Raw genomic sequence first — 24,355 nt, 5'->3', positions numbered from 1 at the left:
GACTGTTTGTGAGGCTCGGAAATGAGTAAAGAAATTTTGATGGTTGCGGAAGCGGTTTCCAATGAAAAAGGCGTTTCCAGGGATATTATTTTTGAAGCCATTGAGCAGGCGTTGGCTACGGCCACCAAAAAACGCTACGACGAAGATGCCAATATTCGCGTTGTAATTGATCGCGACAGTGGCGACTACGAAACCTTTCGCTGGTGGGAAGTGGTTGCCGATGATGTCTTGGCAGAATTGGGCACCCAGTTCACCACCGAAGAAGCGGCCGAAAAAGACACTTCATTGAAAGTGGGCGATACCTTCGAAGAGCAAGTTGAAAATATCGGTTTTGGCCGCATTGCCGCGCAAATTGCCAAGCAGGTGATTGTTCAGAAGGTTCGCGACGCCGAGCGTGCACTGATTGTTGACGAATTCCGCAGCCGCGTTGGTGAATTGCTGGCGGGCACCGTAAAGAAAGTGACCCGCGACCACATTATTGTGGACCTGGGCAATAACGCCGAAGGCTTGTTGCCTCGAGAAGAGTTGGTTGGCCGGGAAATTTTTCGGGTCAATGACCGGGTGCGCACTTTGCTGATGGCCATTCGCGAAGAAAATCGCGGCCCACAATTGTTACTCAGCCGTGCTTGCAACGAAATGCTGATCGAGCTGTTTCGCATTGAGGTGCCTGAAATCTCTGAAGAGGTTATTGAAATTCGCGGTGCGGCTCGTGACCCAGGTTCCCGGGCCAAAATCGCGGTTAAAACCAACGACGGTCGCATCGACCCTGTTGGTGCCTGTGTCGGTATGCGCGGTGCCCGTGTCCAGGCAGTTTCCAATGAGTTGGACGGTGAGCGTGTAGACATCGTGCTTTGGGACGACAACCCAGCGCAGCTGGTGATCAACGCCATGGCACCTGCGGAAGTGGAATCCATTATTGTCGATGAAGATGCTCGCTCCATGGACGTTGCCGTGGAAGAGGAAAATCTGGCCCAGTCCATTGGTAAAGGTGGCCAGAATGTACGCTTGGCGTCGGAGCTGACCGGTTGGAAAATCAACGTAATGTCTCTGGAAGAAGCCGAGCAGAAGCAGGAGCAGGAAGCGTCCAACTTTATGGAAACCTTTATGGAACAGTTGGATGTGGATGAAGACGTTGCTGCCGTGTTGGTGGACGAAGGCTTTACCAGCCTCGAAGAAGTGGCTTATGTGCCCTTGGAAGAAATGGCACAGATCGAAGGTTTCGACGAAGACATTGCCGAAGAGTTGCGTGCCCGCGCCAAGAATGCCCTGTTGACCATGGCATTGGCCAGCGAAGAGCAAATCGCCGGTGTCGAGCCAGCGGAAGACCTGCTGACTATGGAAGGCATGAACGATGAGCTGGCGCGCAAGTTGGCCGCCAATGGCATTGTGACTATGGAAGATCTGGCCGAGCAGTCCATCGATGAACTGTTGGAAATCGAAGGCATTGATCCGGTACAGGCATCCGACTTGATTATGGCTGCCCGGGCGCCATGGTTTGCGGAAGAGTAATTTGCTGAAGAATAGTTTGCCGAAGAAAAACTTCGTTGGAAGACTGGCAACAAGACGCAGAATGAAAGCCCGCTGATCGGGCAACGACAAAATATTGAGGAATACGAATGGCAGAGGTGACTGTAAGCGAACTCGCTAAAGTGGTTGGCGTTAGCGCAGATCGTCTGCTCAAGCAAATGCAGGAAGCGGGCCTGAAGCAAACGTCTGAAAGCGACGTAGTCGCGGATGAAGAAAAGCAGACCTTGCTGGCCTATTTGAAGAGCCTGCATGGGGAGAGCACCCGCGAGCCGAAGAAAATCACACTCAAGCGCAAAACCGTGAGCACGCTCAAAGTGGGTGCTGGTAAAAAGGCGGTTGCGGTTGAAGTGCGCAAAAAGCGCACCTATGTGAAGCGCAGCGACGAAGAAATTGCGGCTCAGGCAGAGGCGGAAGAAAAAGCCCGCGAAGTAGAGCCGGAAACCTCGGTACTCGATGACGCCGAAGCCAAGCGCGTGGCGGCATTGGAAGCCCGCCGCAAAGCTCAGGAAGAAGCCGAAGAGCAAGCGCGTCTGAAAGAGGAAGAGGAGCAGCGCAAAGCCGCTGAAGAGGCACAGCTAAAAGCGGCAGAATTGGAAAAAGCCGAGGCGGCAGCGAAAACCAAGAAGCATGTTCAGCACGTTGAACAGGCTGCGCCTGCCCCTGCGGAAGAAGAGAAAAAGCCAGTCAAGAAAAAGCCTCGCCTGGCGCCCAAAGTAGACAAGAACAAGAACCCGGTGGCGTTGGCCGATGACCTGGACGAAGTAAAAGGTATTGTTAAAACCCCGCGCTTGAAAACCGATCGCAAGGCGGCGGTCAACAAGCCGATCAAGCTCAAGGGCGACAACAAGCACAAGTTCAAGCGGCCTACGGAAAAGATTGTTCACGATGTCGAGCTGCCTGACGAAATTCAAGTGGGTGAACTGGCCCAGAAAATGGCTGTTAAAGCCGGTGTGGTGATCAAAGAACTGATGAAAATGGGGACTATGGTCACCATCAATCAGAGCATCGACCGCGATACCGCTACTTTGATAGTCGAAGAACTGGGGCACAACCCGGTTGCTGTTTCCGCCAACGCGGTGGAAGACGAACTGGCTGCGGTACTGGCGGATATGAGCGACAGCGCCGCGGAAGAGCCTCGTGCGCCGGTAGTTACCGTAATGGGTCACGTTGACCACGGTAAGACTTCACTGTTGGATTACATTCGCGAAAGCCGCGTTGCCTCCGGCGAGGCCGGTGGTATTACCCAGCACATCGGCGCTTACCACGTAAATACGCCTAAGGGCATGGTGACCTTTTTGGATACTCCGGGCCACGCCGCTTTCACGGCTATGCGTGCTCGTGGTGCTCAATCTACCGATGTGGTGATTCTGGTGGTGGCTGCCGACGATGGTGTAATGCCACAAACGGAAGAAGCCATTCAGCACGCTCGCGCTGCCGGTGTGCCATTGGTGGTTGCCATCAACAAGATGGACAAAGAGGGCGCTGACCCCGATCGTGTGACTAACGAACTGTCTGCCAAGGAAGTGATTCCTGAAGACTGGGGCGGTGATACTCAATTTATTCACGTATCGGCCCATACTGGCCAAGGCATCGATGAGCTGCTGGAAGCGGTACTGCTGCAATCCGAATTGATGGAGTTGACAGCACCGGTAGACGGTCCTGCCAAAGGCGTCATTGTTGAAGCGCGCCTCGACAAAGGCCGCGGTGTAGTTGCCACCGCCTTGATTCAGGGCGGTACCCTCAGTAAAGGTGACTACGTACTGGCCGGTGAGAGTGCCGGTAAAGTTCGTGCCATGGTGGATGAGAACGGCAAGCCTATTCAGAGTGCTGGGCCATCTATTCCTGTGGAAATCCTGGGCCTGGATGTGGCCCCGGATGCCGGTGAAGAATTTGTGGTGGTGGCCGACGAGCGCAAAGCCCGCGATGTGGCTGAGCACCGTCAACAGAAAGCCCGCGAAGAACGCCAGGCCCGCCAGCAGGCGGCCAAACTGGAAAGTATGTTCGCTACCTTTGAAGGCAGTGAGAAGAAAGTACTGCCGGTGGTGCTAAAAACCGATGTGCGCGGCTCTCTGGAGGCAATTATTTCGTCACTGGCGGATTTTGCCAACGACGAAGTGGCGGTAGAAGTGGTGTCCTCCGGTGTTGGCGGTATCACCGAATCCGACATGAACTTGGCGCTCACCTCCGGTGCCGTGGTGATGGGCTTTAACGTTCGTGCCGATGCCTCTGCCCGCCGTTTGGCGGAAGCTGAGAACATTGACCTGCGTTACTACAGCATCATTTACCAACTGCTGGACGAAGTGAAGCAAGCCCTAAGCGGCATGCTGGCACCGGAAGAGAAAGAAGAAATTGTGGGTATCGCCGAAGTGCGCGATGTGTTCCGCTCGCCGAAACTGGGTGCCATCGCGGGTTGTATGGTTCTTGAGGGCACGGTGTACCGTAACAAGCCGATTCGCGTACTCCGCGACAACGTGGTGATCTACGAAGGTGAGCTGGAATCCCTGCGCCGCTTTAAAGACGATGTTCAAGACGTGCGCAATGGCATGGAATGTGGCATCGGCGTTAAAGACTACAACGATGTGAAAGTGGGCGATCAGATTGAAGTATTTGATATTGTCCAGGTGGCAAGGTCGCTGTAAGCGGCTTTGCCCATTTCGCTTGGTTCGGAATGGCCAGTTCGAGAGTTTGAATGTCTGACTACAGTCGCACCCAACGTATCTCCGACGCCTTGCAGCGCGAGCTCGCAGTATTGATTCGCGATGAAATTCGCGACCCCCGTGTGGGCATGGTCAATATTACCGGTGCGGAAGTGAGCCGCGACCTGTCTCACGCCAAAGTATTTGTCACCTTTGTGGGCCACGACAGCGAAACCGAATCCCGAAACGCGGCCGAGGTGTTAAACGGCGCAGCGGGCTTTTTGCGCAATCAAGTGGCTCGGGTGATGGAATTGCGCGCTACCCCCAAACTGCGTTTTGTTTACGATAAAAGCGTTCGCTATGGCCAAAATCTGGAAGCGTTGATTGAAAAAACCGTGTTTGATGACGCCAAGAAGCGTCAGGCGACTGACGGCGCTGACCCTGAACAAGACAGCGAGAACTAATCTTGGGTAGATGTCGACGCCAGCGCGGTCGCCCGGTGAGCGGCGTGTTCCTGTTGAACAAGCCCACCGGAATCAGTTCTAACGATGCTTTGCAACGGGTCAAATACCTGATGTTTGCCGATAAGGCAGGTCATACCGGCAGTCTGGACCCGTTGGCTACCGGGGTATTGCCGATCTGCCTGGGTGAAGCCACCAAGTTTTCTCACTTTCTGCTGGATTCCGACAAGGGTTATCGCGCCACTTTCCGCTTTGGTATTCAAACCGAAACTGGCGACAGCGATGGTGACATTGTGGCCCAGCAGAGCGCTGCCAAGCTCAACAAAAAAGCGGTAGAAAAAGCCATTGAACCGTTTCGTGGCGATATTCAGCAAGTACCTTCTATGTATTCGGCGCTCAAGCACAATGGCGAGCCGTTGTACAAGTTGGCCAGGCAGGGGATTACCGTAGAGCGTGAAGCGCGTCCCTGCACCATCTTCCAGTACGATTTGTTAGCTTTTCGCTCTGGTGATGTGGCAGAAGCGGATGTGTTTGTGCACTGCACCAAAGGCACCTATATCCGCACCCTGGCGGAAGATTTGGGTGAAGCGTTGGGCGTGGGTGCCCACGTATCCATGTTGCACCGCACTCAGGCGGGCCCTTTCTTTGAAGACGACGCCATTGAGCTGGATGAGTTGGAACGGTTGCGGGAAGGCAAGCGTGGTGAAGATATGGACTACCTGCTGTTGCCCACGGAAGCGGCGGTGGCTGATCTGCCTGAGTTCGATTTGCCTGAAGAGGTCACCTTTTATTTTCGCAAAGGCCAGCCAGTAATTTGCCCACAGGCCTACCGCGACGGGGAAGAAGGCGATATAGTGCGCATCTTCCAGGAACAGGGCCCTTTTTTGGGGGTCGCAGAGATTCTTGATGATGGCCGGGTTGCCCCGCGCCGTCTGATAGTTGGAGAGCAATAGCTCTTCGAGTTAGGCCATCTGTAAATATGCGCGGGTGGCCTGAATCCATTCCTTCAGGGGCTATTCCCTTAGGAAATAATCCGCATGTTAAAGAGGAAAACACCATGGCACTGAGTGCACAAGAAAAAGCAGCCATTGTTGCTGAACACGGCAAAGGCGAAGGCGATACCGGTTCCCCTGAGGTTCAGGTTGCCCTGCTGACCGCCAACATCAACAAGCTGCAAGGCCACTTCGGCGATCACAAAAAAGACCACCACTCCCGTCGCGGTCTGATTCGCATGGTAAACCAGCGTCGCAAGCTGCTGGATTACTTGAAGGGCAAAGATGTTGAACGCTACGCTGCCTTGATTAAAAAGCTCGGCCTGCGTCGCTAAGACACATGAATGCGGCTCCAATATTGGAGCCGCATTCATTTTTGGAGTTTGCTCTAATAAAGAGTCTCTCCAATAATTTTTTATTCAACCAAGGTCTCGAGTCGCAACTATGCGCTGATCGAGTTACCAATGGGTATTTACCTTGTCCTCCTTTCGCGGGGATGACACAAAGTACTCAATTGGTAACCCGAGCAGCAAAACCATAAAGCGCAAGGGACACAAATACAGGAAAATTCAATGACTCCTACGATTAAACAATTTCAGTATGGAAAGCATACGATTACGTTGGAAACCGGGCGTGTTGCCCGCCAGGCCAGCGGAGCCGTCATCTGCTCTATGGATGATACCGCGGTACTTTGTACTGTTGTTGGCGCCAAACAAGCCAAGCCTGGCCAGGACTTCTTCCCGCTGACGGTTAACTATCAGGAAAAGGCTTACGCCGCAGGTAAAATCCCCGGTGGTTTTTTTAAGCGCGAAGCCCGTCCTTCCGAAAAGGAAACCCTGACGTCTCGCCTGATCGACCGTCCTATCCGCCCGCTGTTCCCCGACGGCTTCAAAAATGAAGTGCAAGTGGTGTGTACAGTGATCTCTGCCAACAAAAACATCGACCCGGATATCCCGGCGATGATCGGTGCCTCAGCCGCCCTAGCTATTTCTGGTGTGCCTTTCAGCGGCCCCATCGGTGCCGCTCGTGTGGGCTTTACCCAGCAAGACGGCTACCTGCTGAACCCCACTTACAGCGAGCTGGAAGACTCTGTTCTGGATATGGTGGTTGCCGGTACTCAGGAAGCGGTACTGATGGTGGAGTCCGAAGCCAAGGAACTACCAGAAGACCTGATGCTGGGTGCGGTACTGTACGCCCACCAGGAAATGCAGGCGGTTATCCAGGTGATCGACCAATTGGTTGCCGAAGTCGGTAAGCCCCGCTGGGAATGGCAGGCTGCGGAAGTAAACACCGAGCTGAAAACCGCCCTTAACCAGCAAGTGGGTGCCGACCTGGCTGCCGCTTACACCATTATCGACAAGCAAGAGCGTGTAACTCGCGTTAACGAACTCCGCGACGCTGCTGTTGAAGCCCTTGCCTCTGACGAAGAAGGTGGTATTGCGCCTGAGACCGTTGGCGACTACTTCAAGAAGCTGGAAAAAGAAATCGTTCGTGGCCGCATCATTGCCGGTGAGCCTCGCATCGACGGCCGCGACAGCAAAACCGTACGTGGTATCAACGTAGAAGTGGGCCTGCTGCCCAACGTACACGGTACCGCTCTGTTTACCCGTGGTGAAACTCAGGCCATTGCCACTGCCACCTTGGGTGCGGTGCGCGATGCCCAGATCATCGACGCCCTGGAAGGGGAGCGCAAAGACCCGTTTATGCTGCACTACAACTTCCCTCCCTATTCTGTGGGTGAGTGTGGTCGTATTGGCTTTACCGGCCGCCGCGAAATCGGTCACGGCCGTCTGGCTCGCCGCGGTATTGCCGCGGTGTTGCCGAACGTTGAAGAATTCCCTTACACCATCCGCGTGGTATCGGAAATTACCGAATCCAACGGCTCCAGCTCGATGGCTTCTGTGTGTGGTGCTTCCTTGGCATTGATGGACGCCGGTGTGCCTTTGAAAGCCCCGGTTGCCGGTATTGCCATGGGTTTGGTAAAAGAAACCAGCGGTTTCGCTGTACTCACGGATATCCTCGGTGACGAAGACCACCTGGGCGACATGGACTTTAAAGTGGCCGGTACTGCCAAAGGTATTACTGCCCTGCAAATGGACATCAAAATCGAAGGCATCAACGAAGAGATCATGGAAATTGCCCTGGAACAGGCCCTGCATGCACGCCTGCATATCCTTGGCGAGATGAACAAGGTGATCGAAACCGGCCGCGAAGCGGTGGCAGAAAGTGCACCGCGCTTCTCTACCCTCAAGATCGATCCGGACAAGATTCGCGATGTGATCGGTAAGGGCGGTGCCACCATCCGTGCGCTGACCGAAGAAACCGGTGCTTCTATCGATATCGAAGATGACGGCAGTATTCGCATCTACGCCGCTGATAAAGAATCACTGGATCTGGCGGTATACAAGATCGAAGAAATCACCGCGGAAGCGGAAATCGGCAAAATTTACCAGGGCACGGTTGCTCGCATCGTCGACTTTGGTGCTTTCGTAACCATTATGCCGGGTACTGACGGGTTGGTTCATATTTCTCAAATTGCTCAAGAGCGGGTTGAGAAAGTCACCGACTACCTGCAAGAAGGTCAGACGGTGCCTGTTAAAGTGCTGGACGTGGATGCTCGCGGTCGTATCAAACTGACCATGAAAGACATTCAGACAGAACAGAGTGGCGATGCGGAAGCCACTGCTGAGGCTCCGGCTGAAGAGGCGCCTCAGGGAGAGTAATCTTCCATAAGGTGTACGATAAAAACGGGGCTTCGGCCCCGTTTTTTGTTGGCTGGATGTCATTCAACCTCATTGCGAGTCGCGGTGCGACGTGGCAATCTCGTGGCTTGTTCTCCCTATTCAGGTTTCACTATGGAATTTGCCCGTCGCTGTAACGGCATCACTTCTTTTAAAGCCATGGACATTCTCGCCGCTGCTATGGAGCTGCAAGGTCAAGGGCGGGATATTGTGCGCATGGAAGTGGGGGAGCCCGCATTTTCCGCGCCCCAGCCGGTGATTGAAGCGGCACAGAAAGCCATGGCTGCCGGCCACACCAAGTACACAGCCGCTTGTGGTATTCCCGAATTGCGTCAGGCGGTGGCTGCGCTCTATCAGCGCCGTTACGGTGTTGTGTTAAATCCAGAGCGAGTGGTTATCACCACCGGCAGCAGTGCTGCGTTAGGGATGGTATGCGAGATGTTGCTCAACCCCGGCGATGGTCTATTGCTGTCGGACCCCGGTTACCCCTGTAATCCCAATTTTGTCCGCCGTTTGGACGCGGAACCGCAGTTGGTGCCGGTGGAGGCAGCAAATAATTTTCAGCTGACCGCGGATCTGGCGGAGCACCACTGGCAGGCAAATACCCGTGGCGTTATGGTCGCCTCACCCAACAATCCCACCGGGGAAATTATCACTCGCGAGAATCTGGTTGCTCTGCATAAGCTGACTGCAGAAAAACAGGCAGCATTAGTGGTGGACGAAATTTATCATGGTCTCACCTATGATGCTGCCGACGTCGCTTCCATACTGGAAGTTACAGACGATGCCTTTGTGATTAACAGTTTTTCCAAATATTTCGGCATGACCGGCTGGCGCCTGGGTTGGACGGTGGTGCCTGAAGCGGCAATGGAGCGTATTAACGCCATGGCGCAAAATTTTTATATTTCCAGCCCTGCGATTTCCCAGTACGCAGCCATGGCGGCGTTAAGTCCAGAAGTCGGGGAAATATTGGAAGAGCGCAGAGCGGAGTTTCATCGGCGCAGAGATTTTTTGGTGAATGGATTAAGACACATCGGCTTTGGTATTGAGCATTCGCCGGCAGGTGCGTTTTATGTGTACGCCAATGTGGAAAAGCTGACCGATGATGGCGAAGCATTTTGTTGGCGCATGCTGCGTGAGCAGGGTGTGGCTTTTACGCCAGGCACTGACTTTGGGGTTCACAATGCCAATAAATATGTGCGCTTTACTTACACTTCGAGTATGGATCGCCTGGAAGAAGCCCTAGAAAGATTGGCAAAAGGGTGCTTATAAAATACTTTTGTTGCGAGTTGCTATGGCAGATTATTCACTAACTTCTCGCAACACCTTAAACAACTTACGGCTCGCCGCCGGTGGTTTTTGTTGCGATTGTTCCTTTTGCGCTTGGCGAATCAGCTGACGGATTTGTTGCCGATCGGTTTGAGGGTACTCAGACACCCACTCGTTTAAAGCTCCGTCCCCTTCGGCAATCAAGCGGTCGCGCCAGTGTTCCAACTGATGAAATTGCTGGCGAAAGGCTCGACTTTGTTGGTCAAATTGTTCCAACTGTTGACGGATTTCGTCGACTTCGATGTCGCGCATCAGCTTGCCGATGTATTGCAATTGCCGGCGGCGACCTTCTCGATGCTTTAACCGGCGCGCCAGTTCAACGGCTTCGCTGAGGTTATCTGGCAGAGTGACTTTTTCCAGCTGTTTCTCTGGCAGCTCCACCAGGGTTTCTCCCAGTTGCTGCAATTCCAGCATATCCCGTTTTAATTCGGATTTACTGACCAGGATAATTTCTTCAGGGTCTTCCGGGTCTTTGCCGTAGTCGTCAGGAAAATCAATCATAGCGGTTGCTGTTTAAGGTAATAAGTACAAGGTGCCGAGCCCCAAAAAGGCCAAAAAGCCAACTACATCGGTGACGGTGGTGAGTACCACACTGCCTGCCAGGGCTGGGTCGATGTTAATGGCTTTCAACAGAATCGGTATTAAGGCTCCAAAAATGGCAGCGGTAATTAAATTAACCACCATGGCGGCGGCAATTACCCAGCCGATATTAGGGGTGTCGAAGTAATACCCAGCGGCGAGGCCCATAATCGCTGCCCACAAAATACCGTTGAGCAAGCCCACGCCAAATTCTTTGTTGAGCAGCCAGCCAAGATTGCTGCGGCCAATTTGGCCTTGGGCCATGCCTCGAATCACCACGGTCAGGGTTTGGCTACCGGCGACGCCGCCCATACTGGCCACAATCGGCATCAAAATAGCCAGCGCAACAATGGTGTCGATGGCATCGGAGAACTGTTTGATCACCAGAGACGCGATAATTGCGGTAACCAGATTGATGCCCAACCAGATAGCTCGCCTTGGCGCTGTGTGCCGTACTGAGCCAAAGGTATCTTCTTCGTCACTGAGGCCCGCCAGACCCAACAGGGAGTGATCGGCTTCCTCGATAATCACGTCCACCACATCGTCAATGGTGATTCGTCCCAGCAGTTTGTCGTGCTCATCCACCACAGGTGCAGACAGCCAGTCATGGCGCTCGAACAGGTGAGCGACTTCGGTATCTTCCAGGTTGGCGGGAATTGCCTCTACCTCGGTATCCATCAGCTCCCGCACAGTAATGTTGGTGGGGGAGGTGAGCACTTTGCGCAGGGACAGAATGCCAACAAAGACATCTTTGCGGTTGACCACAAACAGATTGTCGGTACCTTCCGGTAGCTCTTCGTGGCGGCGCAGAAAACGCAGTACCACGTCAATGGTGAGATCGGGGCGTACAGTGATGGTGTCGGTATCCATCATGCCGCCAGCGGTGTCTTCCTCGTAGGTGAGAACGCTCTCTACCCGCTGTCGATCTTGCACGCTCATGGCTTGCAACACTTCCGCAGTAATACGGTCCGGCAGCTGTTGCAGGATGTCGGCTATATCATCCACGTCCATGCCTTCGGTGAGGCTGGCCAGCTCTTCACTGTCCATGTCCTTCAAGAAGAGCTTTTGAACATCCTCGTCCAGTTCTTGAAGTACATCACCTTCGGACTCTTTGTCCACCAGACCCCAGAGTACATGGCGTTCCTTCGGGGGGGATGACTCAATCAGGTCGGCGATTTCAGGCGCTGACAGGGAGTTCAGCATATGACGGGTATGATGCAGGGTGCCGGAGTCCAGCGCTTCGCTGATTAGCTCCAACTGTTCAAGGTGGTTAGCGGTGTTGGTAACCGATGCCATGGCGCTTTCCCCCTTGTTATGTAGCCCGTGTAGATGGCGGGTAGTGTAATGATTTTGTTGGGGAAATTACAGTTACGGGTTTCGCGTTACCAGCAGATTTACTGCCCTTCGCCAAAATAATCGCCGATCAGCTCAGATATGCTATCTGCGGCCTCTTGCTCGTCGCCGCCCTCGATCTCAAAGTTCAGGGTGGTGCCTTTTGAGGCGGCCAGCAGCATGACCGCCATCACACTTTTGGCGTCGACCATTTTTCCGCTGTGGCCGCAGCGAATGGTGCTGGCGAAGCGCCCGGAAGTTTGCGCCAGCTTGGTGGCGGCTCGGGCGTGCAGGCCAAGTTTGTTGATAATGGTCAATTCGCGTTGGATCACGTCAATTCCCGGTGGCGGGTTTGCACCACGTTGGTCAGGTGCCCGGAAAAGTATTCACAGAGTTTGTTGCACAGGTAAACTGAGCGGTGCTGGCCGCCAGTACAGCCTATGGCGACGGTCAGATAGCTGCGGTTATCCGCCTGGAATTTGGGCAGCCAGCGTTCCAGGAAGCCGATAATATCTGCCAGCATGTGAGCGACATCCACTTGCAGTTCCAAAAAGTCCACCACGCCGGCATCGTTGCCGGTCAAGGCGCGCAATTCCGGTACCCAGTAGGGGTTGGGCAGGCAGCGAACGTCAAATACAAAGTCCACATCAGCGGGAACACCACGTTTAAAACCAAACGACTGAAACAAAATAGCCATTTCGCCCTGGTTGTCTGGCACCACCTGTTTTTTCACCAGGTCCCGCAACTGGTGCAGGTTCATATTACTGGTATCGATGGCTCGTGTGGCGATGGAGGCGATGGGGTCGAGGAGCTTGCGCTCCAGCTTGATGGCGTCTTTCAGAGCCAGGTTGTCAGAGCTCAATGGGTGTTTGCGCCGGGTTTCGCTGAATCGACGCAGCAGTACCGGAGCTCGGGCATCGAGAAAAATTACTTCGTGATCGACGCCACTGTTGTTGATCTCTTCAAGGATTTTCGGCAACTGCTGGAGGTCGCCCAACAGGTTACGGGCATCAATGCCAACGGCAATTTTCTGGTCTTGGTTACTATCGGTTTGCTGGTATTGCAGCAGCAATGGCGGCAGCAGCGCCGCCGGTAGATTATCGATACAAGTAAAGCCTACGTCCTCCAAAACGTGGAGGGCGGTACTTTTGCCAGAGCCAGATCGGCCACTAATCACCACCAGGCGCATGTTGATATCCTTATGTAATGGCGCAGCTATACAGCGCTCTGTTATCCACTGCTTGGCGCAAGCTTTTGCGCCGTTGTGGGCTTTGCATCAATTCTGCGATGCTGGCCAAGGTGTTTAAATGTTCGTCGTTTTCCTGATTGTCGCCGCTGTCTTCTGGCACGATCAGCGCGAACACAAGGTCTACAGGTTGACCATCAATAGCGTCGAAGTCGACTCCTTTTTGCAGTCTCAACAGAACCCCCACCGGAGCGGTAAAACCTTCCAGGCGACAGTGGGGGATGGCGACACCATCGCCAATGCCGGTACTGCCCAGTCGTTCCCTGGCGAGCAATTGCTCAAACAGTGCCAACGGCTCTACGTCTGTGTTCTGTTGCGCCAAAAAGGTGGCTAGATACTCCAGGACTCGCTTTTTACTGCTCCCGGGAGCGCAACAGTTGGTGCGTTCCAGAGTGAGTATGTCAGAGATTTGCATAATTGGTATGACAATAAACAGAGACAAATGTTAAACGAGGCTTAACGACCCCGCTGTTTTTCCTTGTGCTTGATCAGCTGCCGGTCGAGCTTATCCATGAGGGTGTCGATGGCGGCGTACAGGTCCTCGTGTTCGCTATCGGCAAAAAACTCGCCGCCACTGACGTGCACCGTTGCCTCGGCTTTTTGGATCAATTTTTCGACGGAAAGGATAACGTTGGTGCTGGTGATTTTATCGTTGTGCCGTTGTAGGCGGTCCAATTTGCTGATGACGTAGTTGCGCAGGGGCTCGGTAACTTCCACATGGTGTCCGCTGATGTTCAGTTGCATAGTGCGCTCCTCTACAGGGTGATTATTTGATGCGGTATTTTTTCCGCTCACTGGATGAGGGAATGTTTAGACTTTCGCGGTATTTGGCAACAGTGCGGCGCGCCACCTTAATACCTTGTTCGTCCAGAATGGCCGCCAGTTTGTTATCGCTTAACGGTTTCGCCGAGTCTTCTTCATCGATGAGTTTTTTCAACATAGCGCGAATCGCCGTTGATGAACACTGACCACCTTCAGCGGTACTCACATGGCTGGAAAAGAAGTACTTGAGTTCGTACATGCCTCTTGGCGTGTCGATAAACTTCTGGGTAGTGACACGGGAAATGGTGGATTCGTGCAGCTCCAACTGCTCGGCAACGTCTGCCAGTACCATGGGTTTCATGGCTTCCGGGCCCTGGTCGAGAAAGCCCTGCTGCATCTCCACAATACAGGCGGCAACTCGCAGCAAGGTGTCGTTGCGGCTTTGCAAACTGCGCAAAAAGCTGCGGGCTTCTTGCAGGTTGTCTCGTAAAAAGCGATTTTGCTCACTGCTGTCCGCGCGGCGGATCAGTTGGGCGTAGCTTTGGTTGATGCGCAGGGCGGGAGTAATGTCATTGTTCAGCGTCACTTGCCAGCGGTTGTTCTTTTTATCCACTTTTACGTCTGGTACGCAGTATTCCACCTGGCTGCTGCGTACCAGGTCGCCAGGGCGTGGCGACAGTGCCTGAATCAGGATAATAGCGGTCCCTAAGCTATCTGGGCACAAGCCTGTGTGTTTTTGCAGTTGCTTAACATCCCGCCGGGCCACCAATTCCAGATGGGATTCCGCCAGAGTGATGGCCTCTTGCAAATAGGGTGTTTCTGCCGGAAGCTGGCGCAGCTGAATTAACAGGCAGTCGCTGAGCGAGGTAGCGCCCACACCAATAGGGTCGAAGTGCTGTATGCGTCGGAGTACTGCGATTACCTCATCCAGTTCCAGTTGTTCTTCTTCCGGTTGACTGGTGTCTACCAAGCCCTGCCAGATATCCTCCACAGGCAGTGCCAGAAAGCCGTCATCGCCAATGGCATCAATCAAAGCTCCGGCAATTACCCGGTCGTTGTCGGACATGGGGGTGAGATTGAGTTGCCAGAGCAGGTGATCTTGCAGGGTGTCCGCAGAGGCTTGAAAGGTATCGAAGTCCCGGCTTTCGCCACTGCTGCTGTTTTGCTTGTTGGCAACAGAAGTGGCTGCGGTTTCAAACACATCGTCCCAGCTGGCGTCTACCGGTAGCTCGTCAGGTATCTTGTTTTCCCACTCGTCCTGACTCAGTTCTTTGATGTCAGGCTCTGTTTCGGTGCTTGCTTGCTGATCGCTTTCCTTCGGTGAGTCGGCTTTTTCGTGGTTTTCCTGCTCACTTTCAGCTCGTTGCTCCCGGCGCTCTTCTTCTTCCGCCAGCTCCAATAGTGGGTTGTCGTAAAGTGCCTGCTGGATTTCTTGCTGTAAATCCAGAGAGGACAACTGCAACAGTTTTATGGCTTGTTGCAGTTGTGGGGTCATGGTCAGGTGCTGACCAATTTTTAGTTGCAGGCTTGGCTTCATAAAATACAGCGAGTGTTTGTTGTGGTTATAGTGCTGATCATTGAATCGCGTTGCTACAGCTCAAAGTGCTCGCCCAGATAAATATCGCGGACCTGCTGGTTGCCGAGGATAGTGGTGGCGTCGCCTTCGGCAATCACGTGGCCCTCACCGACAATGTAAGCGTGATGGCAAATATCCAGAGTTTCACGAACGTTGTGATCGGTAATCAGCACGCCGATACCTTTGTCACGCAGATGGCGAATAATCTGTTTGATGTCGTTCACAGAGATAGGGTCAACGCCAGCAAAGGGCTCATCCAGCAAAATAAATTGAGGCTCAGTGGCCAGAGCTCGGGCGATCTCCACCCGGCGTCGTTCACCGCCGGACAGACTCATTCCCAAGCTGTCGCGAATATGGGTGATGTGGAACTCTTGCAGTAGCTCTTCCAGTTTTTCCTGGCGCTGTTTGCGGCTCAGCTGTTTGCGGGTTTCCAAAATCCCCATAATGTTATTTTGGACGCTGAGGCGCCGAAAGATAGAGGCTTCTTGGGGCAAATAGCCCAAACCTTTACGAGCTCTTCCATGCATGGGCAGGTGAGTGACGTCTTCGCCGTCAATCAGGATTTCTCCTCCACCCAGTGGCACCAGGCCCACAATCATGTAAAAACAGGTGGTTTTACCGGCGCCATTGGGGCCCAGCAAACCGACGATTTCGCCGCTGCTGACTTTCATGGAGACGTCTTTAACAACCGGACGTTTTTTATAGGCTTTGGCCAGGTGGCGAGCTTCAAGAGTCGCCATTGTCAACTTCCTTGTCGCTTGCCGAACCTTCATCCGGCTTGGTAACCGCAGGTGGCAGCACGGTGGTGCCGCCTTCAACTGTCCAGGTTTCACTGTCAATGTTGTAGGTGATGGTGTCGCCCTGTGTGAACGAGCCATCTTCCTTGGTAATGATGGCATCCTTGGACAGGCGTAATTTGCCGCTGCTGCGATCAAAGTACAGCTCTTCGGCCTTGCCGGTCACCAGGCCGTAATCCACCGTGGTGAGTTGGAAAGAGGCGGGCTTGCCGGTACAGAGAATGGTTTGCTGGTTGATTTGCGCTTCCACTTTGTCGGCGTTGAGTCGCAGGGAGCCTTGCACAATACGCACGTCACCGCTGTATATCAGGTTGCCGTTGACATCCCCGGCATTGTGCTCGGCTTTGATTTCCAGGGGTTGCAGGCGATCTTCTGGCAGTGCCAGAGCGGACGGGCTCATTGCCACAGTCAATACCGCGGCAGCCAGCGCTGAGCTAATCTTAGTTGGTCTGGTCAGAGGTGGACGATTTCGTGGCATCCAGCTGTCCTTTTACGCGAGAAAGTAATTGGTATTCACCGGTATTGAGGTTGGCTTTAAAGCCAGTGCCTGACGTATTTGCTCCGGGCATGGTGATTGTAACGTTTTTGTCGCTTTCGGCGTATTGTTTCTCAGGGATAAACAACAGTGCCGGTGTTTTCAAAGTGATGGTGCGTTCCTGCATAAAGCGGCGGCCAACCACCTGGTCGTTCAGGCGAATACTCTCGCCGTTTTTTTCCACCACGCCATTATTGGCAGACAGAGTCCAGGGGGGCGCATCTTTTTGGAAGGAGGTGATTTTGGGGGCGCTGAGCACAAAGCTTTGCGACTCGGTAAAGTGTTCGGTGCGCTCGGACGTCAGCCGATATGCCAGTTCGCCCTGGTCGTTGAACTGCCGAGTGTCGGTTTTGTGCATGTAAACGTTGGCTTTGGGCACGTCAGTAGTGGTGGCGGTGGGCTGAAAAAACGTCTCGGGAGGTGAGATCCAGAACTGGCGAAAGTTCCAACCCAAGGCGACGATCAATGCAAAGATCAGGAATGGCCGCAGCACTTAGCAGTACTCCAACAGCAACTGTGGTTTCATAAATACGGCTCCAGTGTGCTCTGCAATTTCCCCTGAGCGCTGAGAATAAATTCAGCCACTTCGCGGATAGCGCCATCGCCGCCTTTGTTTTGGATTTGCCAGTCCGCCTGTTCGGCCACAAACCAGTTGGCGTTTGCCACCGCAATGCCCAGGCCGACACGGCGAATCACCGCCACATCGGGTAAGTCATCGCCCACATGGGCAATCTCGTGAAGTTGGTAGTCACAGGTTTCCAGCAGTTCATTGAGGGCGGTGAGTTTGTCTTCGCGGCCCTGAACTACCCGTTCAATACCCAGCTCTTTAGCCCGCCTGGCCAGTAGTTGCGAGCTGCGCCCGGTAATAATGCCCACCTCGACGCCATTGCGTTGCAGCAGCTTGATGCCCTGGCCGTCTTGAATATTAAACGCCTTGGCTTCGCTGCCGCTCTCGCTGTAGTAGAGCTTACCATCGGTGAGTACACCATCCACATCCAGCAGTAACAGGCGGATTTTTTTTGCCGCTTCGGTGGCTTGATTGTCGACTGTCATCTGTCCTCCGGGTCACATAACCCCGGCGCGCAACACATCGTGCATGTGCAGTACGCCGCAGGGTTGTTGATCGTCGTTTTCCACCACCAGCGCGGTGATTTTGTAATCCTCCATAATGCCCAGTGCTTCGGCGGCGAGGATGTTGCGCGAAATGGTTTTGCAGTTCAGGGTCATCACATCTTTTACTTCGGCAGTATTGATGTCGATGCGCTGATCCACGGCACGGCGCAGGTCACCATCGGTGAATACCCCCAGCAAATGCTGTTGAGCATCCACCACTGTGGTCATACCAAAGCCTTTGCCGGTCATTTCTACAAGGGCGTCACGCACGGAGCTGGTGTCATTCACCCGGGGTACTTCATCGCCCTTGTGCATAATGTCTTCCACCTTGAGCAGCAGTTTGCGGCCCAGAGCACCACCGGGGTGGGAAAACGCAAAATCTTCGGCGGTAAAACCACGAGCTTCCAGTAATGACACCGCCAGGGCGTCGCCCATTACCAGAGTGACCGTGGTGCTGGAGGTGGGTGCCAGGCCCAGTGGGCAGGCTTCGGTTTCTACGCTGATGTCCAGATGGGCGTGAGCGGCTTCTGCCAGTGGCGAGCCGGGGTTGCCAGTCATACTGACCATGGGCACGCCCAGGCGTTTGATCAGTGGCAGCAAAGTGATGACTTCTGCAGTGGAGCCGGAGTTGGAAATGGCCAGTACCGCGTCGTTTTCGGTAATCATACCCAGGTCGCCGTGACTGGCTTCGCCGGGGTGGACAAAAAATGACGGTGTGCCGGTGCTGGCCAAAGTGGCGGCAATCTTGCGGCCGATGTGGCCGGACTTGCCCATGCCGGTAACCACTACACGGCCTTTGACATCCAGCATAAGCTCACAGGCTGTTTGGAAGTCGGCACCAATGCGGTTTTCCAGTTGCCGAACCGCATCGCCTTCTATATGGATAGTGCGTCGACCGCTTTCTAACAGGGGTGAACTCATGGCAGCTCCATGGTTTTGTGTGACTGTGATTGTGTATGCGCAGGGTAGTATAACCGCTTATAGAAAGCTGTAGTATGCGCAGTACAGTACCACCAACAGGGCACCAAAACGCCTTCCCAGCCGGCCGCTGCGGGCCTGACCGCCGCGTTTGCGCAGGGACCAAATCACACCAATCAGCAGTAATCCGGTGAGTAGCGCCATGGCGGAGAAGTCCCGGTTAAATACCTGCGGATCCAGCGCCAGCGGGGCAATCAGTCCGGGCATCGACATTACCGCCAGTAAGTTAAACAGGTTGGAGCCAAAAATATTACCCAGGGCAATATCGTGATGGCCACGCAGCGCGCTGACGATGGAGGTGGCCAGCTCCGGCAGGCTGGTGCCGACAGCTACCACGGTAAGGCCAATCACCAATTCGCTAACACCGAGTGCTTGAGCGGTGCGGGTGGCGCCGTTTACCAGTAAGTCTGAGCCTAGCAACAGTGTGCCCAAACCCACCAATAGCCAGATAAGTGCCGGCGTCATATTCAGTGTAGGAATATCTTCCAGCTCTTCTTCTACTTCTCTTGGTGAGAGTTCACCGCGCTTTTGGTGAAGAGTGAACCACAGCAGGGGTACCAAAAGCCCAGCTAAAATAATGCCATCGAGGCGAGAAAGGTGGTCGTTGAGCAACAGCACCCCGGCCAGCAATGTGACCGCCAGCAAAACCGGACCTTCCTGCTTAATCAGGTGCGGCTGTGTTGGCAATGGCGCTACCAGTGCGGTCACCCCCAATACCAGGCCGATATTGGCGAGATTTGAGCCCAATGCGTTGCCCACAGCCATTTCGCCGCTACCGGACAGGCTGGCATTGATAGCTACAATGATTTCCGGTGCAGAGGTGCCGATGGAGACAATGGTCAGGCCGATAATCAGCGGTGACATGCCAAAGTTTCGAGCAGTGGCGGCACTGCCCGCCACAAAGCGGTCTGCCCCCCATACCAGTGCGATAAGCCCAATCAGCATGGCCAGCCAGGCCGGTATTGCAGAGATGTATTCAGCCATAGGGGATATCAGTAAGGAGTATTCGCGAAAACGGGTGGCAATGGTATAGTGCGCGCACTTTGAAGTCAGCACTTTTCTCCCATCACCCGCCTCATTGTCAGCTTGCGTTTCTGTGATGCGTTTACGGGGGTAAATTGCCACTGTTTGTGGTCAAAGTGCTGACTTGGATAACCGAAAGAGAAATGAGAGTTATGTTTGCTTCACGTATTGCTGCTTTTTTGATGGGTTTGATGCTGCTGGCCGGTTCGGCCGCTGCCAGTGAGCCCCACCAGTTGATTGAGTCCATGACCGGTGACTTGCTGTCGGGTATGGAACAGTACCGGGATACCGCCGATGAAGACCCGGAGCCATTTTTTGAATACCTGGAAGGGCGCCTGGATGGGCTGATCGACTTTAAGTGGATATCCGCCAATGTGATGGGCTCCTACCGCAAAACCGCCAGCGACGAGCAGAAAAAGCGCTTTGCCGATGTGTTTCGTCGCGGCCTGGTAGAAACCTACGGCCGTGGCCTATTGGCCTACAGCGACGAAAAAATTGTTGTGTTGCCGCCCAAGGGAGAGCTGAAAGGTAAGCGCAAGGTAACGGTCAATCAGGAGATACACGGCAAGGACAAAGTCTACCCAGTGGCGTACACCATGGGCCGTAATAAACAGGGTGAGTGGAAAATCATCAATGTGGTGATCGGTGGTGTCAACATCGGCAAAACCTTCCGTAACCAGTTTACCCAGGCTGCCAAAAAGCACAGTGGCGATGTTGACAAGGTCATCGACAACTGGGCCTCCAAGGTATAAGGGCATTTTTATGAATCTCGACGAGATAAAACAGCTCCTTGCCGCTCAGCTGGACGGTTGCCAAATTGAGGTGGAGGCCGAAGGTAATCACCTGACGGTTTCCGCCGTGGGCGAATTATTTGCAGGACTAAGAACTCTCAAGCGCCAACAGCTGATCTACGGTGCACTGTCTGAATTGATTGCCGACGGCACCATACACGCTGTGCATATGACCACGCTGACACCGGAAGAGGCTGGCCAATAACCAGTCAATAAACAGTTGCAAGCTGGCCTTTGGTTCTTGATACTGAATTTTTTACTGACGCCATAACGGGTAACTAGACTCATGGATAAATTACAAATTACCGGTGGCGAAGCCCTGAAAGGCAGCATTCGCATCTCCGGTGCAAAAAACTCCGCGTTGCCCATCCTGGCCGCCTCGTTGTTGACCGAAAATCCGGTCACCATTGGCAATATTCCCCATCTGCACGATATCACCACCATGGTGGAGTTGTTGGGGTGCATGGGCGGCAATGTGGTGGTGGATGAAAAGCTGGAGCTGGAGATCGATTGCGGCTCACTTCACAGCCAAACCGCGCCTTACGAGCTGGTGAAGACCATGCGCGCCTCTATTTTGGTGTTGGGCCCCATGCTGGCCCGTCATTCCGTGGCCCACGTTTCGTTCCCTGGTGGTTGTGCCATTGGTAGCCGCCCGGTGGATTTGCACTTGCGCGGCCTGGAGCAAATGGGCGCGAAGGTGGAAATTGAGGACGGTTACATCAAAGCCACCAGTGATGGTCGCCTTAAAGGTGCGCATATTCTCATGGATACTGTCACCGTCGGCGGCACGGAAAACCTGATGATGGCAGCGGCTCTGGCGGACGGCACCACGATTATTGAGAATGCCGCCCGTGAGCCAGAGGTGACTGATCTGGCCAATTGCATTAACGCCTGGGGTGGTGATGTACAGGGCGCTGGTACCGATACCATTACCATCAATGGTGTTGAAAAAATGCCTGGCGGTTACTTCAAGGTCATGCCCGACCGCATTGAAACCGGTACATACCTGGTGGCGGCTGCGGCCACTGGTGGTTCCATTAAAGTGAAAGACACCGACCCATCCACCCTTGAGGCAGTGCTGCTCAAGCTGGAGGAGGCGGGCGCTGATATTACCTGCGGTGAAGACTGGATTGAGTTGGATATGCACGGCAAACGTCCCAAGGCGGTCAGCCTCAAAACTGCCCCCTATCCCGGCTTCCCCACGGATATGCAGGCCCAGTTTACCGCCATGAATGCGGTAGCCGAAGGGGTGGGTATGGTCACCGAGACGATCTTTGAAAACCGCCTGATTCAAACCCATGAATTGAATCGTATGGGTGCCAAGATTTCCCTGGAAGGGCACACCGCGATGGTCACTGGCGTCGAGCGTTTGAAAGGCGCTCCGGTAATGGCCTCTGACCTGCGTGCGTCAGCCAGCTTGGTGATTGCCGGTCTGGTGGCAGATGGCGCTACGCTGGTGGATCGTATTTACCATATTGATCGTGGTTACGAGTGTATTGAGGAGAAGATGCAGCAGCTAGGAGCCAATATCCGCCGTATTGGATAGGCTTTCTTTGAGGCAAAACAAAAAGCCCTGATCGCAAGATCAGGGCTTTTTAGTATCCACGTCGGTAACAAACTTAGGCAGTAGCCAGTGCTTTTACCTGAGCGTTCAAACGGCTCTTATGACGAGCGGCTTTGTTCTTGTGGATAATGCCTTTGTCGGCAATGCGGTCGATTACCGGAACGGCAGCGGTGTACGCTTCTTGAGCGGCTGCGGCGTCACCAGCTTCGATAGCTGCGTAAACTTTCTTGATGTAGGTGCGCACCATGGAACGCAGGCCTGCATTGTGAACGCGACGCTTGTCGTTTTGGCGCGCGCGCTTGCGTGCTTGTGGAGAGTTAGCCACTGAGTGTGCTCCTCTAAAAATTCTGGTCAGGTTTCAAGGACGCGGCAATATACAGATTTTTGGGGTGGTGTGCAAGTTTGTTTTGTGGGGGTGTATTGGGGGCTTACCTTTCAAGACACGCCGTACTTTCGTTAATAAGGGAGGCATCCCTGTAGGCTTCTGTGCCGCGTCCATGCGGCACAGAGTCTTGGAAGGTAAGCCCCCAATATCCTGTCAAGTTCGGAGTACAAAGCTTTGATGCTAAGAAGTGGTATGGAGCGCCTTCTGAAACTCTGTGCGACAGGGATGTCGCACGGAAGCCTACATGGATACTTACTGTGATAAGAAAGTCACGGCGTGTTTCAGAAGGCGTTCCGTATCGCTTCGCCACACAAATAAAACATTCTTGGTAGATGCAGGCATGCCCCGTACAATCGCCCCATGAATTCTGTAGAACAACAAGAAAAACCAACAAAGCGGCGTGGCCTGCTGGGTTCCAGCCTGATTACTGGCTCCATGACCATGATGTCGCGGGTGTTGGGATTGGTAAGGGATATTGTATTCGCCCAAACCATTGGGGCGGGTGGTTCTGCGGATTCGTTCTTTCTGGCGTTCAAGATACCCAACTTCCTGCGTCGCCTGTTTGCTGAAGGGGCGTTTGCCCAGGCGTTTGTGCCGGTGCTCAACGAATACCATGAGAAAGGCGGTGTCGCAGCGGTAAAAGAACTGATTAATCGGGTGGCGGCGTCGTTGGGCTCGGTTGTATTAGTGCTGACTTTGTTGGTGGTGGTGTTCGCTCCACAGCTGGGCTCATTGCTGGCCTATGGTTTTGAGTATCGCGGTGATGGCGGCAAGGCGGAGCTTGTCGGTGAGCTGTTGCGTATCACTTTCCCCTACCTGTTCTTTATCTCCATGGCGGGAATGCTGGGAGGGATTCTCAACAGCTTTGACCGTTTTGCGGTGCCTGCATTCGCACCGGTTTTACTGAATGTCTGCATGATCGCAGCGGCTTTTATCGGTGTCGGTTATTTTGACGAGCCGGTTATGGCGCTGGCCTGGGGGGTGTTTTTGGCCGGGGCTCTGCAAATGCTGTTTCAAATGCCGTTTTTGGCCAAGCTGCATTTGCTGCCGACGCCCAAGTGGGATTGGCACCACCCGGGTGTCCAGAAGATACTGCTGCTGATGGCGCCAGCAATTTTCGGTGTTTCGATCAGTCAGATAAATCTGTTGCTGGATCAGGTGCTGGCTGCGTTTATGCAAGATGGCGCGGTGGGTTGGTTGTACTACTCGGATCGCCTGTACGAGCTGCCGCTGGGGGTGTTTGGCGTGGCCATCGCCACGGTGATTCTGCCCAGCCTGTCGCGGCAACATACCGCTGGCAGTGGCGCGCAGTTCGAGGCCACCCTCGGCTGGGCCATGCGCAGTGTGTTGTATATCGCTGTACCGGCAATGGTGGCGCTATTTATGCTGGCGGAGCCGCTGATTACCACTTTGTTCAAATCAGACAAGTTTGATGTGGCTGATATCGATATGGCGGTGCTCAGCCTTCGCGCTTATGCCCTTGGTTTGGTGGCGTTTATGCTCACCAAAGTGCTCGCCACCGGGTACTTCTCCCGACAGGATATGAAAACCCCGGTACGCATAGGTATTATCGCCATGGTCACCAATATGGTGTTCAACTTGGCATTGGCGATTCCTCTTGAGTATTACTATCAAATTGGCCATGTGGGCCTGGCTTTGGCAACCACATTGTCAGCCATTCTTAATGCGGGATTGTTGTATCGCGGTTTGCGCAAGGAAGGCGTGTATCAACCCCAGCCAGGACAGGCACGTTTTGCGTTTACCCTGATACTGGCAACTGCGGTGATGGCGGCGGCCTTATACGGCTTTAACCAGTGGTTTACACAGTGGCAGGAATGGCTTTGGTGGCAGCGAGGCTATCGTATTCTGATTGTCTGTGGCGCTGGTTTTGCTGTGTACGCGGGGGCGCTATTTGCCACCGGTGTGCGCTTGCGTGACCTCAGGGCCAGAGAGGTTTAGCTTCACCCATCTTTCGTCTCACATATGCT

Annotated in this window: 25 protein-coding genes; 11 read left to right on the top strand and 14 right to left on the bottom strand. The window is 53.9% G+C overall.

Going from position 1 to position 24,355, the window contains the following annotated elements; translation table 11 throughout:
- The first annotated feature begins 21 nt into the window (after positions 1-21).
- From nusA to KFE80_06385, 7 genes are all read left to right on the top strand, one after another.
- Positions 22-1,509, top strand: coding sequence for a transcription termination/antitermination protein NusA (gene nusA, locus KFE80_06415; protein UTW46505.1), 1,488 nt, complete (start codon positions 22-24; stop codon positions 1,507-1,509).
- Between the two features lie 107 nt (positions 1,510-1,616).
- Complete coding sequence (infB, locus tag KFE80_06410; GenBank protein ID UTW46504.1) at positions 1,617-4,166, top strand: translation initiation factor IF-2; 2,550 nt, start codon at positions 1,617-1,619, stop codon at positions 4,164-4,166.
- Positions 4,167-4,216: 50 nt separating this feature from the next.
- Positions 4,217-4,627, top strand: coding sequence for a 30S ribosome-binding factor RbfA (gene rbfA, locus KFE80_06405; protein UTW46503.1), 411 nt, complete (start codon positions 4,217-4,219; stop codon positions 4,625-4,627).
- A 2-nt stretch (positions 4,628-4,629) separates the two neighbouring features.
- Entirely contained in the window at positions 4,630-5,577 is a 948-nt protein-coding gene (truB, locus tag KFE80_06400; GenBank protein ID UTW46502.1) for a tRNA pseudouridine(55) synthase TruB, read from the top strand.
- 104 nt (positions 5,578-5,681) lie between these two features.
- Positions 5,682-5,951, top strand: coding sequence for a 30S ribosomal protein S15 (rpsO, locus tag KFE80_06395; GenBank protein ID UTW46501.1), 270 nt, complete (start codon positions 5,682-5,684; stop codon positions 5,949-5,951).
- Between the two features lie 237 nt (positions 5,952-6,188).
- Entirely contained in the window at positions 6,189-8,339 is a 2,151-nt protein-coding gene (pnp, locus tag KFE80_06390) for a polyribonucleotide nucleotidyltransferase (GenBank protein UTW46500.1), read from the top strand.
- 132 nt (positions 8,340-8,471) lie between these two features.
- The gene (locus KFE80_06385) at positions 8,472-9,629 is read left to right on the top strand and encodes an aminotransferase class I/II-fold pyridoxal phosphate-dependent enzyme (protein ID UTW46499.1); all 1,158 of its coding nucleotides are present in this window, start codon (positions 8,472-8,474) and stop codon (positions 9,627-9,629) included.
- A 30-nt stretch (positions 9,630-9,659) separates the two neighbouring features.
- On the opposite strand, the gene KFE80_06380 is transcribed toward KFE80_06385, so the two are convergent.
- The 13 genes from KFE80_06380 to KFE80_06320 all read right to left on the bottom strand — a co-directional run bounded on the left by KFE80_06380 (position 9,660) and on the right by KFE80_06320 (position 19,588).
- Positions 9,660-10,187: a ribosome-associated protein gene (locus tag KFE80_06380; GenBank protein UTW46498.1), complete on the bottom strand. Its 528-nt coding sequence runs from the start codon at positions 10,185-10,187 to the stop codon at positions 9,660-9,662.
- A 12-nt stretch (positions 10,188-10,199) separates the two neighbouring features.
- A complete protein-coding gene (gene mgtE / locus KFE80_06375) occupies positions 10,200-11,561 on the bottom strand; it encodes a magnesium transporter (GenBank protein ID UTW46497.1) in 1,362 nt (453 codons plus the stop codon).
- Between the two features lie 98 nt (positions 11,562-11,659).
- Positions 11,660-11,929: an HPr family phosphocarrier protein gene (locus tag KFE80_06370; GenBank protein ID UTW46496.1), complete on the bottom strand. Its 270-nt coding sequence runs from the start codon at positions 11,927-11,929 to the stop codon at positions 11,660-11,662.
- Entirely contained in the window at positions 11,926-12,786 is an 861-nt protein-coding gene (gene rapZ / locus KFE80_06365) for an RNase adapter RapZ (protein ID UTW46495.1), read from the bottom strand. The genes KFE80_06370 and rapZ overlap by 4 nt, the downstream gene beginning before the upstream one ends.
- Positions 12,787-12,796: 10 nt before the next feature.
- Positions 12,797-13,261: a PTS sugar transporter subunit IIA gene (locus tag KFE80_06360; GenBank protein ID UTW46656.1), complete on the bottom strand. Its 465-nt coding sequence runs from the start codon at positions 13,259-13,261 to the stop codon at positions 12,797-12,799.
- A gap of 38 nt (positions 13,262-13,299) precedes the next feature.
- On the bottom strand, positions 13,300-13,587 hold the full coding sequence (raiA, locus tag KFE80_06355; protein ID UTW46494.1) for a ribosome-associated translation inhibitor RaiA: 288 nt from the start codon (positions 13,585-13,587) through the stop codon (positions 13,300-13,302).
- 22 nt (positions 13,588-13,609) lie between these two features.
- On the bottom strand, positions 13,610-15,142 hold the full coding sequence (locus KFE80_06350) for an RNA polymerase factor sigma-54 (protein UTW46493.1): 1,533 nt from the start codon (positions 15,140-15,142) through the stop codon (positions 13,610-13,612).
- Positions 15,143-15,195: 53 nt separating this feature from the next.
- Complete coding sequence (gene lptB, locus KFE80_06345; protein UTW46492.1) at positions 15,196-15,921, bottom strand: LPS export ABC transporter ATP-binding protein; 726 nt, start codon at positions 15,919-15,921, stop codon at positions 15,196-15,198.
- Positions 15,908-16,378: a lipopolysaccharide transport periplasmic protein LptA gene (gene lptA / locus KFE80_06340; protein ID UTW46491.1), complete on the bottom strand. Its 471-nt coding sequence runs from the start codon at positions 16,376-16,378 to the stop codon at positions 15,908-15,910. Before lptA ends, lptB begins: the two co-directional genes overlap by 14 nt.
- A gap of 40 nt (positions 16,379-16,418) precedes the next feature.
- A complete protein-coding gene (gene lptC, locus KFE80_06335; protein UTW46490.1) occupies positions 16,419-17,006 on the bottom strand; it encodes an LPS export ABC transporter periplasmic protein LptC in 588 nt (195 codons plus the stop codon).
- 29 nt (positions 17,007-17,035) lie between these two features.
- A complete protein-coding gene (locus KFE80_06330) occupies positions 17,036-17,566 on the bottom strand; it encodes an HAD hydrolase family protein (protein ID UTW46489.1) in 531 nt (176 codons plus the stop codon).
- A gap of 12 nt (positions 17,567-17,578) precedes the next feature.
- The gene (locus KFE80_06325; GenBank protein UTW46488.1) at positions 17,579-18,547 is read right to left on the bottom strand and encodes a KpsF/GutQ family sugar-phosphate isomerase; all 969 of its coding nucleotides are present in this window, start codon (positions 18,545-18,547) and stop codon (positions 17,579-17,581) included.
- 57 nt (positions 18,548-18,604) lie between these two features.
- Entirely contained in the window at positions 18,605-19,588 is a 984-nt protein-coding gene (locus KFE80_06320) for a calcium/sodium antiporter (protein UTW46655.1), read from the bottom strand.
- Positions 19,589-19,779: 191 nt separating this feature from the next.
- Between KFE80_06320 and KFE80_06315 the strand changes: the two genes are divergently transcribed.
- The 3 genes from KFE80_06315 (at position 19,780) to murA (ending at position 21,964) form a co-directional block, all read left to right on the top strand.
- The gene (locus KFE80_06315) at positions 19,780-20,379 is read left to right on the top strand and encodes an ABC transporter substrate-binding protein (GenBank protein ID UTW46487.1); all 600 of its coding nucleotides are present in this window, start codon (positions 19,780-19,782) and stop codon (positions 20,377-20,379) included.
- 10 nt (positions 20,380-20,389) lie between these two features.
- Positions 20,390-20,623 carry a BolA/IbaG family iron-sulfur metabolism protein gene (locus KFE80_06310; GenBank protein UTW46486.1) on the top strand — a complete coding sequence of 78 codons (234 nt, stop codon included), beginning with the start codon at positions 20,390-20,392 and terminating at the stop codon, positions 20,621-20,623.
- Between the two features lie 81 nt (positions 20,624-20,704).
- Positions 20,705-21,964: a UDP-N-acetylglucosamine 1-carboxyvinyltransferase gene (gene murA, locus KFE80_06305; GenBank protein ID UTW46485.1), complete on the top strand. Its 1,260-nt coding sequence runs from the start codon at positions 20,705-20,707 to the stop codon at positions 21,962-21,964.
- Positions 21,965-22,037: 73 nt separating this feature from the next.
- On the opposite strand, the gene rpsT is transcribed toward murA, so the two are convergent.
- The gene (gene rpsT / locus KFE80_06300; protein ID UTW46484.1) at positions 22,038-22,307 is read right to left on the bottom strand and encodes a 30S ribosomal protein S20; all 270 of its coding nucleotides are present in this window, start codon (positions 22,305-22,307) and stop codon (positions 22,038-22,040) included.
- Between the two features lie 420 nt (positions 22,308-22,727).
- On the opposite strand from rpsT, the gene murJ reads away from it, so the two are divergent.
- Entirely contained in the window at positions 22,728-24,326 is a 1,599-nt protein-coding gene (gene murJ, locus KFE80_06295; protein ID UTW46483.1) for a murein biosynthesis integral membrane protein MurJ, read from the top strand.
- The last annotated feature ends 29 nt before the right edge of the window (positions 24,327-24,355 follow it).

It is taken from the genome of bacterium SCSIO 12696, assembly GCA_024397955.1.
In the GTDB taxonomy this organism is placed as follows: Bacteria; Pseudomonadota; Gammaproteobacteria; order Pseudomonadales; family Porticoccaceae; genus SCSIO-12696.
Note: the sequence above shows the minus strand (reverse complement) of the source record. Positions and strands in the feature narration are given on the sequence as shown.